The 15,457-nt window shown below is 44.6% G+C and carries 18 protein-coding genes and 1 tRNA gene; 4 read left to right on the top strand and 15 right to left on the bottom strand.

Translation table 11 applies throughout. The annotated features are described in order from the left end of the window. Positions 1–54 precede the first annotated feature (54 nt). The 3 genes from ftsH to R8G66_14720 all read left to right on the top strand — a co-directional run bounded on the left by ftsH (position 55) and on the right by R8G66_14720 (position 4,193). Positions 55–2,130, top strand: coding sequence for an ATP-dependent zinc metalloprotease FtsH (gene ftsH / locus R8G66_14710; GenBank protein ID MDW3193620.1), 2,076 nt, complete (start codon positions 55–57; stop codon positions 2,128–2,130). Between the two features lie 101 nt (positions 2,131–2,231). Further along, the gene (locus R8G66_14715; protein MDW3193621.1) at positions 2,232–3,587 is read left to right on the top strand and encodes a M24 family metallopeptidase; all 1,356 of its coding nucleotides are present in this window, start codon (positions 2,232–2,234) and stop codon (positions 3,585–3,587) included. Positions 3,588–3,593: 6 nt separating this feature from the next. Then, positions 3,594–4,193: a hypothetical protein gene (locus R8G66_14720; protein MDW3193622.1), complete on the top strand. Its 600-nt coding sequence runs from the start codon at positions 3,594–3,596 to the stop codon at positions 4,191–4,193. An 11-nt stretch (positions 4,194–4,204) separates the two neighbouring features. Here R8G66_14720 and R8G66_14725 read toward each other — a convergent pair whose 3' ends face one another. From R8G66_14725 to R8G66_14795, 15 genes are all read right to left on the bottom strand, one after another. After that, entirely contained in the window at positions 4,205–5,281 is a 1,077-nt protein-coding gene (locus R8G66_14725) for an FAD-dependent oxidoreductase (GenBank protein MDW3193623.1), read from the bottom strand. 567 nt (positions 5,282–5,848) lie between these two features. Next, on the bottom strand, positions 5,849–6,313 hold the full coding sequence (locus tag R8G66_14730; protein ID MDW3193624.1) for a biopolymer transporter ExbD: 465 nt from the start codon (positions 6,311–6,313) through the stop codon (positions 5,849–5,851). 20 nt (positions 6,314–6,333) lie between these two features. After that, positions 6,334–6,969, bottom strand: a complete 636-nt coding sequence (locus R8G66_14735; GenBank protein MDW3193625.1) for a biopolymer transporter ExbD — start codon at positions 6,967–6,969, stop codon at positions 6,334–6,336. Further along, complete coding sequence (locus tag R8G66_14740; GenBank protein ID MDW3193626.1) at positions 6,969–7,274, bottom strand: hypothetical protein; 306 nt, start codon at positions 7,272–7,274, stop codon at positions 6,969–6,971. The genes R8G66_14735 and R8G66_14740 overlap by 1 nt, the downstream gene beginning before the upstream one ends. A gap of 19 nt (positions 7,275–7,293) precedes the next feature. After that, positions 7,294–8,118 (bottom strand): MotA/TolQ/ExbB proton channel family protein, encoded by an 825-nt coding sequence (locus R8G66_14745; protein MDW3193627.1) that lies wholly within the window; start codon positions 8,116–8,118, stop codon positions 7,294–7,296. A gap of 80 nt (positions 8,119–8,198) precedes the next feature. Further along, positions 8,199–8,286, bottom strand: a tRNA-Ser gene (locus tag R8G66_14750). Between the two features lie 87 nt (positions 8,287–8,373). Next, positions 8,374–9,441: an asparaginase gene (locus R8G66_14755; GenBank protein ID MDW3193628.1), complete on the bottom strand. Its 1,068-nt coding sequence runs from the start codon at positions 9,439–9,441 to the stop codon at positions 8,374–8,376. A gap of 2 nt (positions 9,442–9,443) precedes the next feature. Further along, positions 9,444–10,217 carry a TatD family hydrolase gene (locus tag R8G66_14760; protein MDW3193629.1) on the bottom strand — a complete coding sequence of 258 codons (774 nt, stop codon included), beginning with the start codon at positions 10,215–10,217 and terminating at the stop codon, positions 9,444–9,446. Continuing rightward, the gene (locus R8G66_14765) at positions 10,214–10,861 is read right to left on the bottom strand and encodes a polysaccharide deacetylase family protein (GenBank protein MDW3193630.1); all 648 of its coding nucleotides are present in this window, start codon (positions 10,859–10,861) and stop codon (positions 10,214–10,216) included. Before R8G66_14765 ends, R8G66_14760 begins: the two co-directional genes overlap by 4 nt. After that, entirely contained in the window at positions 10,861–11,076 is a 216-nt protein-coding gene (locus R8G66_14770; GenBank protein MDW3193631.1) for a hypothetical protein, read from the bottom strand. Before R8G66_14770 ends, R8G66_14765 begins: the two co-directional genes overlap by 1 nt. Before the next feature lie 97 nt (positions 11,077–11,173). Then, positions 11,174–11,473, bottom strand: a complete 300-nt coding sequence (locus R8G66_14775) for an antibiotic biosynthesis monooxygenase (protein ID MDW3193632.1) — start codon at positions 11,471–11,473, stop codon at positions 11,174–11,176. 7 nt (positions 11,474–11,480) lie between these two features. Continuing rightward, positions 11,481–12,674, bottom strand: coding sequence for a PP2C family protein-serine/threonine phosphatase (locus R8G66_14780; protein MDW3193633.1), 1,194 nt, complete (start codon positions 12,672–12,674; stop codon positions 11,481–11,483). Between the two features lie 5 nt (positions 12,675–12,679). After that, positions 12,680–12,952 (bottom strand): transporter, encoded by a 273-nt coding sequence (locus R8G66_14785; protein ID MDW3193634.1) that lies wholly within the window; start codon positions 12,950–12,952, stop codon positions 12,680–12,682. Continuing rightward, a complete protein-coding gene (locus R8G66_14790; GenBank protein ID MDW3193635.1) occupies positions 12,928–14,034 on the bottom strand; it encodes a glycosyltransferase in 1,107 nt (368 codons plus the stop codon). Before R8G66_14790 ends, R8G66_14785 begins: the two co-directional genes overlap by 25 nt. Then, positions 14,031–14,912, bottom strand: a complete 882-nt coding sequence (locus tag R8G66_14795) for a hypothetical protein (GenBank protein MDW3193636.1) — start codon at positions 14,910–14,912, stop codon at positions 14,031–14,033. Before R8G66_14795 ends, R8G66_14790 begins: the two co-directional genes overlap by 4 nt. On the opposite strand from R8G66_14795, the gene ruvC reads away from it, so the two are divergent. Then, positions 14,903–15,457 (top strand): crossover junction endodeoxyribonuclease RuvC, encoded by a 555-nt coding sequence (gene ruvC / locus R8G66_14800; protein MDW3193637.1) that lies wholly within the window; start codon positions 14,903–14,905, stop codon positions 15,455–15,457. The two genes, R8G66_14795 and ruvC, sit on opposite strands and share 10 nt — an antisense overlap.

Consider the following 15,457-nt stretch of genomic DNA (forward strand, 5'->3'; position numbering starts at 1 on the left):
GAACTTAATCACTCTCAAAGCGTTTTATAAGGATATTTTAGAAATAAGCAATAAATGGCAGATAAACCGAGACAGAAGAGAAGTTTGATGGGCGGGCCAGGTCGAAGTAACTATCAAATGTGGGTGATCATCATATTGATTTCATCCATCATTGGCTTCACCTATTTCAGCAATAACTCCTCTGCTATAAAAATTTCTGATAGGAGATTTGAAGAAATGGTGCTCAGCAACGACGTTCAACGTGTGGTGCTGATCAAAAATAAAGAACTCGTAGAGGTAACCCTTAAGCCTGAGGCGTTGCAAAACACGAAATATAAGATTGAACTTGAAAAGAGCAATCCTTTCAATAACAATCAGGGCCCTCACTATCAATTCAATGTGGTCGACACGAAAGTTTTCGTGGATGACTTCAGAAGAATTGTTGAGCAGCTACCTCAAGAACAGCGAATTGGTTATGAAACTGATGAGCGATCTGATTTTACAGACTTCTTACTCACCTACGGTATTTTCTTCTTGTTCATTTTTGGATTCTGGTTCCTTATGAGAAGAATGACTGGCGGCGGAGGTCCTGGTGGACAGATCTTCAATATTGGAAAATCCAGAGCGGCACTTTTCGATGCTGAAAACAAAGTAAAGATCACCTTTAAAGATGTGGCTGGCCTGGAAGAAGCCAAGGAAGAAATCAAAGAAATTGTTGATTTCCTGAAGAACCCAAGCAAGTTCACCAAACTGGGCGGTAAAATCCCCAAGGGTGCATTGCTAGTAGGCCCTCCCGGAACTGGTAAAACTTTGTTAGCAAAAGCAGTAGCTGGTGAGGCCGCGGTACCTTTCTTTACTTTATCCGGTTCGGATTTCGTGGAAATGTTTGTTGGCGTTGGTGCTGCGAGGGTTCGCGACTTGTTTAAGCAAGCCAAGGAGAAGGCACCGTGTATCGTATTTATTGATGAGATTGATGCCATTGGACGATCCAGAGGAAGAGGTCAGATGCCCGGTTCTAATGACGAACGTGAAAACACACTGAACTCACTGCTGGTAGAAATGGACGGATTCGGCACAGATTCAGGAGTGATCATCCTTGCTGCTACGAACCGACCTGATGTACTTGATTCCGCATTACTTCGTCCGGGCCGTTTCGATCGTCAGGTGAGTATCGACAAGCCAGATATCGTGGGCAGAGAGGCCATTTTCAAGGTGCACTTGAAGCCGATCAAATTGCATGAGGAAATCGATGCGAAGAAATTATCTGCACAAACACCGGGCTTTGCCGGAGCAGAAATAGCCAACGTCTGTAACGAAGCTGCACTGATCGCGGCAAGAAGAGATAAGGAAAAAGTGGAAATGGTAGACTTCCAGGATGCTATTGATCGTGTGATCGGAGGTCTTGAGAAGAAAAACAAGATCATTTCACCTGAAGAAAAAGAAATCGTGGCTTACCACGAAGCGGGGCACGCAGTAGCCGGTTGGTACCTGGAGCACGCTGACCCCTTGGTGAAAGTAAGTATCGTACCTCGAGGAGTGGCCGCATTGGGCTATGCACAGTATCTGCCCAAAGAGCAATTCCTGTACCAAACTGAGCAGTTACTGGACGAAATGTGCATGGCGCTTGGAGGACGAGTTGCAGAAGACATCATCTTTGGCAAAATCTCCACCGGCGCACTGAGTGACCTGGAGCGAATCACAAAAATGGCGTACAGCATTGTGACCGTTTATGGAATGAACGATAAGGTAGGTAACTTATCCTTCTATGATTCCAAGCAATCAGAATACAACTTCACAAAACCGTATTCTGATGCCACTGCAGAGTTGATTGACAAAGAGGTCAAAAGCCTAATTGAAGGTGCCTATCAGAAGACGAAAGATCTTTTGATGGAGAAGAAGCAGGAGCTGGAGACCATCGCTAAGGAGCTTTTGGAAAAAGAGATCTTGTTCCAAAGTGATCTGGAAAGACTGATCGGAAAGCGGCCTTTTGATCGGAAAACGACCTACGAAGCGTTTACTGACGGTGATTTCAATAACAAGGAAGAAGAAACCGAAGAAGCTCCTAAAACCGAGACGGAAGAGGTTACTAGCAGTAACGGCCAGTCTGAAGCTACCAAAGAAGAAAAGACAGAAGAAGGTACTTCGGTATAAGAACTGTCAAATCAATAATATAGGAAAAGCAGAGCATCGTCTCTGCTTTTTTTGTTTGCGGGTTGTGTGATTTCTTAGCAATTTGAAGAAAATTAGTATTCATGATCAAATCGACCTTCCGACTGCTCTTGCTTTTGATAGTATTCACTTCTCAAGCTCAAAATTCTTACTTCCCAAAAACGCTGAACATGCGTGAACGCGCGCAAGTCATCGACCAGTGGTTGGAAGAACGGGTACAAACTGTACTTCCGGAGTTGATGCAGCGCAGTGGGATCGATATGTGGGTGATCATTTCACGAGAATACAACGAAGACCCGGTATTGAAGACCTTTCTACCTTCCACCTGGCAGTCGGCGAGAAGAACTACTATCCTGGTCGTGTATGATCCAGGACAGGGAAAACCTTTAGAGACTTTCGCCATGGCTCGGTATGGCGTCGGGAAGCTGTTCAAAAAAGCCTGGGATAAGGAAACGGAGCCTGATCAGTGGAAGGCCCTGGCAGAAATGATCGAGGAGAAAAACCCTCAAAAAATTGGAATTAACAAGTCATCAAACTTCGCTCTTGCTGATGGAATGGTTGCTACCCATCACGATCTATTCATGGAGTATTTGCCCAAGAAAATGAAGTCGCGGGTAGTCAATGCGGAAGACCTGGCCATTGGGTGGCTAGAAACTCGAACCGAATCGGAAATGATCGTTTATCAAAACATCGTTCGCATGGCACATCAGATCATTGCTGAAGGTTTCTCCGAAAAAGTGATCCAACCAGGAATCACTACAACTGATGACGTGGTATGGTGGTACCGGGATCGTATTCGTGAACTTGGTTTTTCGGCATGGTTTCATCCTTCTGTATCCATCCAGCGGAAAGACCCTGAATCCACGGAGCACGAGAGGTCTTTCTCTGATCGACCTGCAGAAGCCATCATCACTCGAGGCGATTTGTTACATGTAGATTTTGGCATTACTTACTTAAGACTCAATACGGATACACAACAACATGCTTATGTATTGAAGCCAGGAGAAACCGGCCCACCTACCTATTTGGTAGAAGCATTTAAGAAGGGTAATCGAGTACAAGACATCCTCACATCCCATTTTAAAACAGGTCGCACCGGTAATGAGATCTTAAAGGCCACGCTCGATCAATGTGCTGCAGAAGGACTGAAAGGAGTAATCTATACCCATCCTATTGGTTTTCATGGGCATGGTGCCGGACCGACGATTGGATTGTGGGACCAACAAGGTGGTGTTCCAGGGAAAGGTGACTACCCACTTTATCCCAATACCGCTTATTCCATCGAACTGAATGCCGGTGTATTTATCGAGGACTGGGACAAAGAAATTCGGATCATGTTGGAAGAGGAAGCCTTTTTTGATGGAGAAAAGACCTACTATATTGACGGACGTCAAACAGAGATCATGACGATCCCAAGAGTTTTGCACCCAAATGAGTAAATAAACATGAGAACTGAATTTACGTTAGGGGCGGTCGCAATTGTAAGTCTGATCTTCATGCTCATGACCTTTCATGACGCAGAATATGCGCTGGGCTTATCATTAACTATTTTATCTATCATCTACTTTCCATTGGGGTTTTGGCACATCAATGGAATAGGGCTTTCTAAGGTATTTAAAAGAGAAGCTTATCGCGAAATCTCGCCAGGGCATGGTTTTGTGACTTTTGTAGCAGGATTTATTCTATCCTTATTATCCTCGGGATGCATGTTCAAAGTTTTACAATTACCAGGGTACGGCGTACTTCTATATAATGGGCAAATCGCCGCGCTAATTCTTTTCGTACTGGGATTGATCTCCTATTTAGTTCAGAAAAGTGTATTCAAATTAAAACTACTTGGGCGTCTAATGATCTGGGGGCTATTAGCTTTTGCGCTCCTGAGAATACCTGGATGGATGATAGTCAGCTATGCTTACAGAGATCATCCTGAATATGTACGCGCTTATATGGATGCAGTTGAACATCCTGATGATGAGGAATTACAGAGAAAAGCCGAAATGCTTCGCATGGAAATCAATGAAGAGAATGATGGCGAGACAGATTGATCTATTCCTAACTACGCTGACGCTTCGATATGAATCGCTGATGTTAACTGTTTAGCTACCTGTCGCCCTCGTTCCACCGCTCCATCCAGATAGCCTGGAAAAGCCTGGGCAGTCTCGGATCCGGCAAAATATAGGCGGTCTTCAAAGAAGCTTTGTCTGAAAATCGGATGACCATTGTACTGATGTGGCATTATTTCTGCTTGGTAAGGATGAAAAGTCGAAGGGTCATCTTGCCAGTCTTTCTCATAGTATGTTGCTTTTGGTAGCTCTGGTCCAAAATAGAACTTCATTTGCTCCAGTACTTTTTCTTCTCTGACCTTGGTACCTTGTTGATGTAGGTCTGGATTGATAAAACCTTTGAGTATATTTCCAGTTTTGCCCTCATGCTGATGATCATGTAATTCAGACGCAGGCCCGAATTGACTTAGCAAACTTCCAATTTCATGCCCTCTCCAAAAAGCTTGCGCATACTCCAATCCAACCTTGATGGATTCCCCCATCCAAGTGTGCGTTTGGCTGGCCACTTTTTGCAAATCTTCTGGCAAAGCAGGTGAGATTTCTATCTTATTAACAAAAAGGTTAGGAGGCAAAGTATTTATGACTCGTTCAGTCCGAAGCGCTTTATCATTGACTAATACCGTCACTCCTTTTTCATCAAAGCTTAATTGCTGAACTTGATGATCAGTTAAGATGCGATTGGGATCCAGTTTTTCCGATAACGCCCTTATCAAAGATTGCGAGCCATCAGTGAACAGGTATTGTGCCTCAGTGGCCGCTGGCACTTCGAAGAGCTGAGCAGTTCTTCCAGGGTTTGCGTAATCGTACAGGACTCGTTTGCCTGTATACTGATGCTGAAAGGGTACATTCAATATCTTGATCAGTTCCATCAAGTGGACATGCTTATCGGCAAACCACGTTGCCCCCATTTCGATAGTGGCGCCTGAATCTGTTGTCGTAGTATGGACCCTCCCCCCTATGCGATCTCTGGCCTCTAGCAAAACATAAGCAATGCCCTGACTTTCCAGTTCATAAGCCAATGTCAATCCGGCCAATCCGGCTCCAAGTATTACTACCTCTTCTGATTCCACTGTTCAATGTAATAGTGTTATGATGCAACCGTGTTATCACCATTCAGGTTCCGAATCAAGAGGAATTTATAGAGAGTAACCTTTTTGAATGCAATTTTACAGATTGCAGATTTGACCGTATCTCATGGATTGTACATTGTGGGCTAATTTATTTCAGCACCGCTGCCTTTCTTCCCACTTTCCACGGTACGCCACGCGGCGATGAAAAGTGGGCCAAAAATCTAGCGGTTCCCCGCCAGGACAGGATTCATTTTTTAACGCTTTTTGTCTCAAAAGAGCAGGAATAAAATAAACTCGCTATTTCATGAAATTGAACTAATGGAGTTTCGAAAAGCTCGAATAGAATTTTAACTGGCCGTTCGCATTCTTTTCTGCTCTCATGAGTTCAAAAAACTAAAATGAATCAAGCGGACCCCCGCCGGGGCCTTGCGAGATGGCAACTCCAATTAATGCAATTACTCCACAGGTTTTAGGGTTAATCTCCGGTTCCTAACCCAAAAAGTATTGCCAATAAAAAACCCTTCCCGGTATTCCGGGAAGGGTCTTTTAAATAATTTATGTTTGGAATTAATCCCCGTCCGATCGTAACAAGGAGCTATACAGCAACTTTCGCGCGTTACCTTTTCTAAGCTCTTGCTGAACGTCAGAAACAATTCCCATCTTAACGTCTATATCTACCTTCATCGACATAGTGATTTGATCTCGTTCCGCCTCAGAGAGTTTATCTTTCTCTGTATTGACGAACTGGATTACATCTTCCTTCTCGATGAATACATCATTGGTTTGAATTTTTGGCTCTTCACCATAAACCGCCGTGTTTTTCGGCTCACCAATGTATATGTAGCTTACCAAAGATTTTCTTTCAATCTTGGTCAACTGGGTCGCTCTTGGAATCTTCTGCTTTACCAGAATTTCATCTTCCCGAAGTACTGTTGTCACCATGAAGAAGAACAACAGCATGAAAATGATGTCAGGCAATGCAGCCGTTGGAATATCCTGAGAAGTACCTGATCCTTTTTTAAACTTTGCCATAATGCTCTTTTAAATAATGATTAATCAGGTTCTGCAATTGAAATCGCTTTTGGCATACCGAATCTTGCTCTGTCATACATGTCTTTTTGTATGTCGTCGCTTCTGTCCAGTGTGAGCCACTCCTCTACGGTAATACCAGCACGCTCCGCGTAGATCTCATTGTAAGCTCCCTGAATGGCGTCCAGTACGTTGATGTACAAATCGTAGGTGGTACCCCTGTTAGCTTTAAACGAAACTACGGCGTTTCCGGATGTCGGATCATCAGATGATTCCGGGTTTTTACCGTTTTGGTTCACAAATGACTTCAATGAAGAAGGCAAACTATTATAAACCTCTACTCCTTCTGCTGAAGGATCTCCAAAGTTCAAAACGAACTTCTTTACTTCATCTTTCAACTCCTCCATTGTGCCTGTGTAAGGCTCATTTTCGACTAGTAGTCTATCCTGGGAGTTGGCCAGAATGGTAAAGATGTTTCTTTCTTGAAGTTTAATTTCTAAATCCTCCTGATTTGGATCCGGTGGAGGAGGCAAGAGCATGGTAATACCCTTGTCATTTGCAATCGTGGTGGTGACCAAAAAAAAGATCAACAGCAGGAATGCAATATCCGCCATGGAGCCGGAACTTACCTCAGGTGGTTTTCTTCCGCCTCTTGCCATTATTTAATCAGTTTAGAAACTTCTGTATACAAAATGCCAGCAATCGCAATGAATACCGCCATGTACATTGTGATGAGACCAGCTCCCACAATTTTGGAAGTGCTTTCTGAAGCGCCTTCTGCGTTTGGATCTGCCAAACCGTAAGCAATCAGGAAAACAACTATAAGTCCGCCAACACCCATCGCTGATTTAGCCAATCCTTTAGGATCGCTAAACGACTGGATCAACGGCATGATGATCGCCGTAACGGCGCACAGTCCGATCAGGATATAACCTGAGATAAGTCCAATGTCAATAATTCCCATAGTAATCTACGATTTAGAATTATTTAGCAGACAAGTTGTGCTTTACCAAAACGTCTACCAAAGAGATAGAAGCGTCTTCCATGCTGTTCACCAAAGAATCGATCTTAGAAATAAGGTAGTTGTAGAACAACTGTAGGATTACCGCAACGATCAGACCCGCTACAGTAGTCAAAAGTGCTACTTTGATACCATTTGCCACAAGTGTAGGAGAAACGTCTCCAGCTTCTGCAATCGCATCGAAGGCGTCGATCATACCAATTACCGTACCCATGAAACCAAGCATTGGTGCAAGGGAGATAAACAGGGAGATCCAAACCATACCTCTTTCTAATCGGCCCATTTCAACAGAACCGTAAGCGATGATAGACTTTTCTACCATTTCTATGCCTTCTGACATTCTCATCAAACCCTGGATGAAGATTGAAGCAACTGGGCCTCTCGTATTTCGGCAAACATCTTTAGCAGCCTCGATACCTCCTGAGTTCAATGCGTCTTCTACTCTCGCGAGCAATTTCTTAACGTTTGTAGTAGCCAGGTTCAACGTAATGATACGCTCAATAGAAATGGCCAGACCTAAAATCAAACAGATCAATACGATTCCCATAAACTGGGGACCCCCATCGATAAACTGATCTTTCACTACTTGGTGGAATCCTGGTTCTGCCACTGCCTCTACTTCTTGAACTGGTGCTGGTGCTGGCTCTGGCTCTGGTTCTTCTGCTGCTACGGAATCAGCTGCCACTGATGTGGAATCTCCAGCAACTGAGGTTGTATCGGCATCTTGCGCGTAAATGTTGAATGCCAAAACACCCGTCAGCATCAAAAGAGTCATTAACTTTTTCATAATCTGTTTGGTAGTCTTCGGTTAAGTTTTAAACGTAAGTAATTGTGTAACTAAATTATTCTTGACACATCTAAGTCCTGCAGAGAGGAAGGGATTCGAACCCCCGATACCCGGTTAGGGTATACACACTTTCCAGGCGTGCGCCTTCGACCACTCGGCCACCTCTCTAATTTAGGTCTCTACATGCGACCACTAATTCCGACAAATAAATCAAGAAAAATGAGCTTATGCAAATTTTGAAATTATTTTAGGCGCTTATTGAAGGTCCATTTCTCCTCGAAGTGGGCGCTTCAGCAATTGTTTGATCTCTCTTTGATCAGACTCTTTACCGAGTAAATGCATCAACTTGGTCACCGCCGCCTCTGATGTAATGTCTCCTCCGCTTACGACGCCTATCTCTTCCAATTTTTTACTAGTGGCATATCGACCCTGGATCACTTCGCCTCCACTGCATTGGCTCACATTGTAAACAACCACACCTTTATCTACGGTCTCCTTGATTAAATCCAGGAACCAATCCGCGTTGGGTGTATTCCCTGATCCAAAGGTTTCAAGTACCACACCCTTCAGATCCGGGGTATTCAGCACGTGCTTAATGGCCTTTGTTGTAATCCCCGGAAATATCTTCAATATCACTACGTTAGGGTCAAAATAGGGACAAAACTTGAGCTTTGCTTTCTTTTTGGGCTTAAGAATATTGGACGGAAAATATTCGATGAATATCCCCGAGTTCGCCAACTTGGGATAATTCTCAGAATGGAAGGCGGCAAACGTACTTGACCTCACTTTCTGAGCGCGGTTTCCTCTTAATAACACAAAATTGAAATAGATGGCCACTTCTTTGATTAACGGTTCCCCATTTTCTTTAGCCGAGGCGATCTGAAGTGCAGTGATCATGTTTTCCCGAGCATCGGAACGCAACTGACCGATCGGGATCTGTGCTCCCGTAAAAATAATTGGCTTCTGGAGGTCGTCGAACATATAACTTAATGCCGATGCAGAATAAGCCATGGTGTCTGTACCATGTAAAACCACAAAACCATCGTATCGGTTGTAGTTCTCATAGATGATCTGTCCCAAATTTTTCCAATCTTCTTCGTTGACGTTCGAAGAATCAATGGGATCAGGAAAGGAAACCACAGTGATCTGCAGATCCAGCTCCCTCAATTCGGGGATCTTTTCCAGCACATGGCCAATATCGAAGGGCCGTAGTGATCCTTCTTCATCGTAAACCATACCAATCGTACCTCCTGTGTACACGATCAATATAGAGACATCAGAGGCCTTGCGAGAAGTCCTTGTATTTTGAATGGTATAATCCATGATCAGGCTGGGGTTGGCAATTTGAATAACTCACGAGCATTGGCAGTGGTTTGCTGCACCACTTTCTGAAATGCCATTCCTTTCAATGTCACCAGGCGTTCTGCCACCAATCGCACATATGCCGGCTCATTTCTTTTTCCACGATGAGGCACTGGTGCCAGATAAGGGCTATCCGTTTCAAGCACCAAATGTTTGATATCAACATGAGGTAATACCTTGTCCATTCCACCATTCTTGAACGTCGCCACGCCCCCGATTCCTAATTTGAAACCAAGGTCGGTGATTTGATTGGCTTGTTCAAGGTCACCGGTGAAGCAATGGAATACTCCTGTCAATCCTTTTTCACTGAATGGACGGGTCAATGCGATCGTTTCATCGATGGACTCGCGGCAATGAATGACAATGGGTAGGTCGTGCTTAAGGGCCAATTCACACTGAATATTGAAAGCTTCCACCTGCTGTGGATAAAAGGTCTTGTCCCAATACAAATCGGTACCGATCTCTCCTACCGCCAGAAACTCACGCTTTCCAAGCCATTCCTCGACCAGATAAAGTTCTTTTTCGAAATCAGCGTTGACCGAACATGGATGCAGTCCCATCATGCTGATGCAGGTATGCGGGTATCGCTGTTCCACTTCCAACATATCTTCTATGGAAGTATGGTCTATGTTGGGCATGAGCACTTGCTTGACGCCACTGGTACGTAGACGGTCCATTGCCTCGGGCAAATCCTCTTTAAACTGCTCTAAATAGATATGAGCGTGGGTATCAATCATTTCAGGGGTGATAAAGTCGCAAACTTATACCCTTTGCGATGAAAGCGCTCTAAAAACCAGGGCAGTAATTGTTTCAAATTACCTTGACTTTTATGACTGTCGTGAAAAACGATCACTTCACCTGGTTTTGATTGATCCAATGCCTTTTTAGCCGCTGTAATATTCAGGTCCTGATCAAAATCTCCCGAGAGCATGCTCCACATCACAATCTCGTGTGTTGATTTCAAAGAACGTATTTGGGAGGGCGTGATCCGACCGTAGGGTGGACGAAATAACTTTAGGTCTGACGATCCAATGGCTTGCGTCATGGCCGTCTCGCATGTTGCCACATCATTTCGATAAGTTGCAGTGGCAGTCCTCCAGCCGGAAAGATGATGTTGGGTATGATTCCCCGTTGCATGGCCTTTCGATTGAACTAATTGTAAGAGTTCTGGATATTTTTCAACATTGGCTCCTACCACAAAAAAAGTCGCCTTGGCCTTATGCTGATCTAATAAGTCCAATACATAAGGAGTTACCTCCGGATGAGGGCCATCATCGAACGTGAGGTAGATGTTCTTTTCATTTTTGGCATCTACTCTCCAGGTAAGCCCGGAAAAAGCCTGGGTCAATAAGTATGGCGTGCGAAAAGGGTAGGTTCTCATCAATCACCATTAAGACCGAACCTCAAGCGAACCTCTTCCATCACTTCCTCATGTGTGAAGACATTTCCTTCTCTGCTCTGTTGAAGACCTCTTTCTATGGATTCTTTTAACAGTCTGTCGTTTTCTAATACTTGCTTTATCTCCAAGATCAGATGAGCATCATTTGTCGATTTTATTCGCTCTATTATGTCCTTTTTTTCTCGTTCAATATCCATAAAGCAACTTTATACAAGATACGATAATTGAGATAAATAATTACTGCTTCAAATCACTCGTCGGACAAGAAGTTGTTCTAATTCATTTAATCGGTACTCATTCGAATGGAATGATGTCTTCGTAATGCTCTACCGTAGGATGTGGATCATAATAAGGATGAAGCAATGCTTTCCATTCCTGGTATTCCTTCGATCCTCGAAAACCTTCCTCATGCGCCTCCAGTGTTTCCCAATGGGCAATGAGCAGGTATTGATCTTTCTCTTCCAGACACTTTTTCAGTGAATGGCCTTTGTAACCTTTGATCGCACTGATGTATTGCCCTGCCAATTTGAAATCCTGCTCAAAGGCTTCATGCCAATCGGGCTTTACTTTCAAGACTGCTATTTCGGTAACCATACCGGACCTAACTTTTCGTCGTATTGTTTACCTGGCAGGAGATCATGGTGATGTCATCATGATAAGGCGCATCTTCTCTGAAGTCATCCAGGGCTTTGAGTAGAAACTGATGCAGTATGTTCAGGTTCTCTGATTGGTGAGTAATAAGCAATTCTTCCAGCCGCTCAAAACCAAATTGTTCTTCTTCCAGGTTGAAGGTTTCGGTGAGTCCATCTGTGTATCCAAAAAAGAGGAAGTCATTGATGTTCTCAATTTTGCGGGTCTCCAAAAAGGGCAGAGGGTCAAACATACCCAGCACTGTTGTTCCTTCCTCGAGCACCTGCGTGCCGCCATCGAATAAAATCAAGGACGGGTTATGGCCACAGTTTACGTAATTGAAAGAGCTGTCCGAATAATCATACATCCCCAGGAAAAAGGTGATGAAGTTTTCTCCATTGCTACTTGCATAAGTGGCATGGTTGAGTTCATTGATGATCTCTTCCAAATCGTGAGTCTTCCTGACCAGCGTCCTTAGCGAAGCCTGAAAGTTGGACATGAGCAATGCCGCCGGTACTCCTTTGCCTGACACATCCGCGATACAAACGATGAACTTATTTTCATCCAGTGCGATGTAGTCATAATAATCTCCGCCGACATCCTGATGTGGCAGGTACACCGCATCAATTTTCAATCGGGTCGATTCCGGGAGTTTTTTAGGGAACAGAAAGTTCTGGACCTTTTTGGCAATTTCAAGTTCTTTGCGATAGGCTTCCTGCTCCAACTGCTTTCTGGCCAACTTCTTATTTTCAATGGCCACAATCAGGATGTTGGTCAGGGCCGTCAAAAACGTTGTATCAGCAATCTGCCCAAGGCCTCCTGTAAATACGATCGCCAATAGTCGGCTTTTATGAAGTACCGGAAAAACATGAGTGAATTCAGAAAAAGGCCCTTCGGCATGGACGATCTTTTCTTGCTGATCCAGGTATTCCTGGGGCAATAATTCACAATCCCAGTCAGTACTGGTGCCATAATGCACCTCGCAGGCCCAATCCACATCGCCTTTTACATACATGGCCAGCTTCTTCACCTTTAGGTCTGCCAGCAGGGTAAATCGGTAGATACGATAGAGATCTTTCTCAGCCAGGTTATTATTAATGGCCTGAGTTACCTCGAGCAATGCCCGGAGTTCCAGATCTTTGATATCGCCGATTTGTTTCGCCATGCTTTCTACCCCAAATTATGGGCGTGTAATCCTTTCTTGGTCGCTAAATAATAATAGGTGTGAAATTTGACCGGTAGTTCCAAAGGTTCGGTCGCTTCATCATCTACCGTCTGAAGCACCTTCACCCAGCCTTTCTCATAGAGTGTGGCCAATGTAACAACCAGTTCCTGCTCGGTTAATTCACAAGCCTCGACAAGTTGTTGGTAGGACAGAACGAAATACAATTCGTCCAGCACATCAAATTCCAATTCAGTCACCCATACCTCCTCCCTTTCCAAGAGTAGGCACCAAAAATAGAGGCAAAACCCAAGAACAGCACATAGAAGGGATAAATAAAGCTGACCGTAAGCAAATGAAGTATATTTCCCCGGATCTTGAGAAAGCTGACCGGACCTCTCAGGTACCACATTTCAGCCATCCACCGCGCAGCAATGATCAGGCAACCAGGCAACCAGGCCAGGTACCCAAACAACATGGCGATGGTAATGAAAAAGACCGACATAAAATCCACGTAGGTGAATACCCAACTGACTCGCATCCAGAAATCCTGATAAAATCGCCATTTGCTGGCCCATCGTACGCGCTGTTGAATAAATCCCTTCAAGCTGTTTTTCGGTGAGGTCTCTACGATCGCCGCAGGTGACTTCATGAAAAATACTTTATCGGGAAACTGAGCAAAAATCTTCTGCAAGAGAAATTCATCATCTCCGGAAGCCAGGTTCTCATTCCCTTTGTAGCCATCTACTGCGATGAACGCTTCCTTGCTGTAAGCCATATTGGCTCCATTACAAGATGACGCCATCCCCTGCTCAAGGGAGGTGGCACCAAATGCCTGAAGTGAAGAGAAATCCATGGCCTGGATCGTATCGAAAAATCGACTCCCGGTCATCTTCACAGGACCTGAAACCATATAAGGACTTTTAGCCTTGATGAACGCGGCATAGGTTGATATCCATGTTCTGGGTACCCGGCAATCTCCATCGGTACATAGGATGAAGTCTCCGGAAGCTGCTTGAACTCCAAAGGTGGCAGCGGCTTTCTTTCCTTTGGCATCCGCTAAATGGATCAGTCGAAACTGTTGATCAATCTCGGAAATGGCTTGTTCGACCACCTGAACGGTATCATCCGTAGAATGATCATTGACTACAATCACTTCAAAATGATCCTGTCGGTAATCTTGATTTTTCAGATCTTCCAGTAATTGAGCAATATTAGACTCCTCATTACGAACCGGAATGATCACTGATATTTTCACATTGGCCATTCCCGCGGGGTTAAAACGAGGGATTCGGTTCCAGGTGAGCCGTAGCCAGCACATCAACGTGATGTGAACCAATGCGATAATGCCCGCAATAATCATGCAGTGAGTTTGAATCGGTAAGCAAGAATGGGTAGCAATCCGACCAGGGATGGCAGAACCAAATTGAATAGCCAGAGGAACAAACTCGCTACCAACAAGCTACCAGGCAGTGCTGTGTAAGCAGCAAAAGTCCAGATCACGGCCGCTTCTCTGACACCTAGCGCTCCTAATAAGGAAGGTGCCAGTGTGCGAATGAGGAAAACCACCGGAATACCGGCCATTAATAATGTATTCGATAGGTCCGGGCAAAAGTGGAATAGCAGCAAACCGAATTGCAGGCTAAAAACGAGGTATCGGAAACTGGAAACTGCCAGCAATTTCAATTTATTAATCATCGAATAATGCTTATCCCAGATGATGGCGAATACAAGCATAATAAGTGTAAGCAACACACCTGCTTTTGTCCATACACTGTGATCAGGCCAATAGAACATACTAGCCAGGGCAAACATGAACAAGGTGGTCCAAAGTGAAGCAAAGCGATTGACCAGATTGGCACGGATCGCGCCTTTGTTCTTTGGCAAATTGAGGCTCCTTCCGATGAAGTCACCCAAAGTGAACGGAATGACCCAATTGAGCGATAGTCCTCGCAATACTGACCATAAGGCCTGTCTGGAAGTGATTTGCGTAAGCGGTGCTACACAAATCCGCCACTTCACTACTTCGAGGTACCAATTGAGCGGTACCAACAACAACACCAGGCCACTTAATAGCCATAATCTTCCACGCTTCAGTTCCTGCCAAGCTACGCCCTCATAGGACCGATGCCCCAGCGCCTGACTGATGTAATAGACGCAACCCGCCAATACGACTACTTTGAGCAACCAAAGTCCCGTTTCTTTCCATCGAAAGTCGTTTATTTGTAGCGGTGAGTGCATCAACAAAAGATAAAGTAATTCTCGGACTGGATCCAGGCACGAATGTAATGGGTTATGGGCTCATCCTCGTAAAAGGATCGCAACTTTCCCTCGTCCAATTTGGCGTGATCCATCTCAGCAAGTATACCGGACATGAATTGAAACTGAAGAAGATTTTCGACCGGGTTGTCAGTCTTATCGACGATTATCATCCGGATGAGGTGGCACTGGAAGCTCCTTTTTATGGAAAAAACATCCAATCGATGCTCAAGCTTGGCCGGGCGCAGGGTGTGGCCATGGCCGCTGCCCTCTCTCGCGATATTCCTATCAATGAATATGCCCCCAAAAAGGTAAAACAATCCGTAACTGGGAATGGAAATGCCTCCAAAGAGCAAGTAGCAGCCATGCTCAAAAACCTATTGAAGTTTACGGAGCAACCCAAGCTCCTGGATGCGACGGATGCCCTGGCGGTAGCCGTATGCCATTATTTCCAGGGTGGCAAAGTCCAGAAATCTTTCAAAAGCTGGGGTGCGTTTTTGTCAGAGAATCCGAAAAGGATGAAGTAA

This window comes from Cytophagales bacterium (assembly GCA_033344775.1).
Classification (GTDB): Bacteria; Bacteroidota; Bacteroidia; order Cytophagales; family Cyclobacteriaceae; genus JAWPMT01.

Bases quoted from the DNA above. Each gene is read 5' to 3' on its own strand.
- R8G66_14720 (MDW3193622.1), top strand. From the start codon at position 3,594: ATGAGAACTGAATTTACGTTAGGGGCGGTCGCAATTGTAAGTCTGATC.
- R8G66_14775 (MDW3193632.1), bottom strand. From the start codon at position 11,473: ATGGTTACCGAAATAGCAGTCTTGAAAGTAAAGCCCGATTGGCATGAA.
- R8G66_14780 (MDW3193633.1), bottom strand. From the start codon at position 12,674: ATGGCGAAACAAATCGGCGATATCAAAGATCTGGAACTCCGGGCATTG.
- R8G66_14755 (MDW3193628.1), bottom strand. From the start codon at position 9,441: ATGGATTATACCATTCAAAATACAAGGACTTCTCGCAAGGCCTCTGAT.
- R8G66_14745 (MDW3193627.1), bottom strand. From the start codon at position 8,118: ATGAAAAAGTTAATGACTCTTTTGATGCTGACGGGTGTTTTGGCATTC.
- R8G66_14715 (MDW3193621.1), top strand. From the start codon at position 2,232: ATGATCAAATCGACCTTCCGACTGCTCTTGCTTTTGATAGTATTCACT.
- R8G66_14795 (MDW3193636.1), bottom strand. From the start codon at position 14,912: ATGCACTCACCGCTACAAATAAACGACTTTCGATGGAAAGAAACGGGA.
- R8G66_14765 (MDW3193630.1), bottom strand. From the start codon at position 10,861: ATGAGAACCTACCCTTTTCGCACGCCATACTTATTGACCCAGGCTTTT.
- R8G66_14730 (MDW3193624.1), bottom strand. From the start codon at position 6,313: ATGGCAAAGTTTAAAAAAGGATCAGGTACTTCTCAGGATATTCCAACG.
- R8G66_14760 (MDW3193629.1), bottom strand. From the start codon at position 10,217: ATGATTGATACCCACGCTCATATCTATTTAGAGCAGTTTAAAGAGGAT.
- R8G66_14790 (MDW3193635.1), bottom strand. From the start codon at position 14,034: ATGATTATTGCGGGCATTATCGCATTGGTTCACATCACGTTGATGTGC.
- R8G66_14770 (MDW3193631.1), bottom strand. From the start codon at position 11,076: ATGGATATTGAACGAGAAAAAAAGGACATAATAGAGCGAATAAAATCG.
- R8G66_14735 (MDW3193625.1), bottom strand. From the start codon at position 6,969: ATGGCAAGAGGCGGAAGAAAACCACCTGAGGTAAGTTCCGGCTCCATG.
- R8G66_14740 (MDW3193626.1), bottom strand. From the start codon at position 7,274: ATGGGAATTATTGACATTGGACTTATCTCAGGTTATATCCTGATCGGA.
- ftsH (MDW3193620.1), top strand. From the start codon at position 55: ATGGCAGATAAACCGAGACAGAAGAGAAGTTTGATGGGCGGGCCAGGT.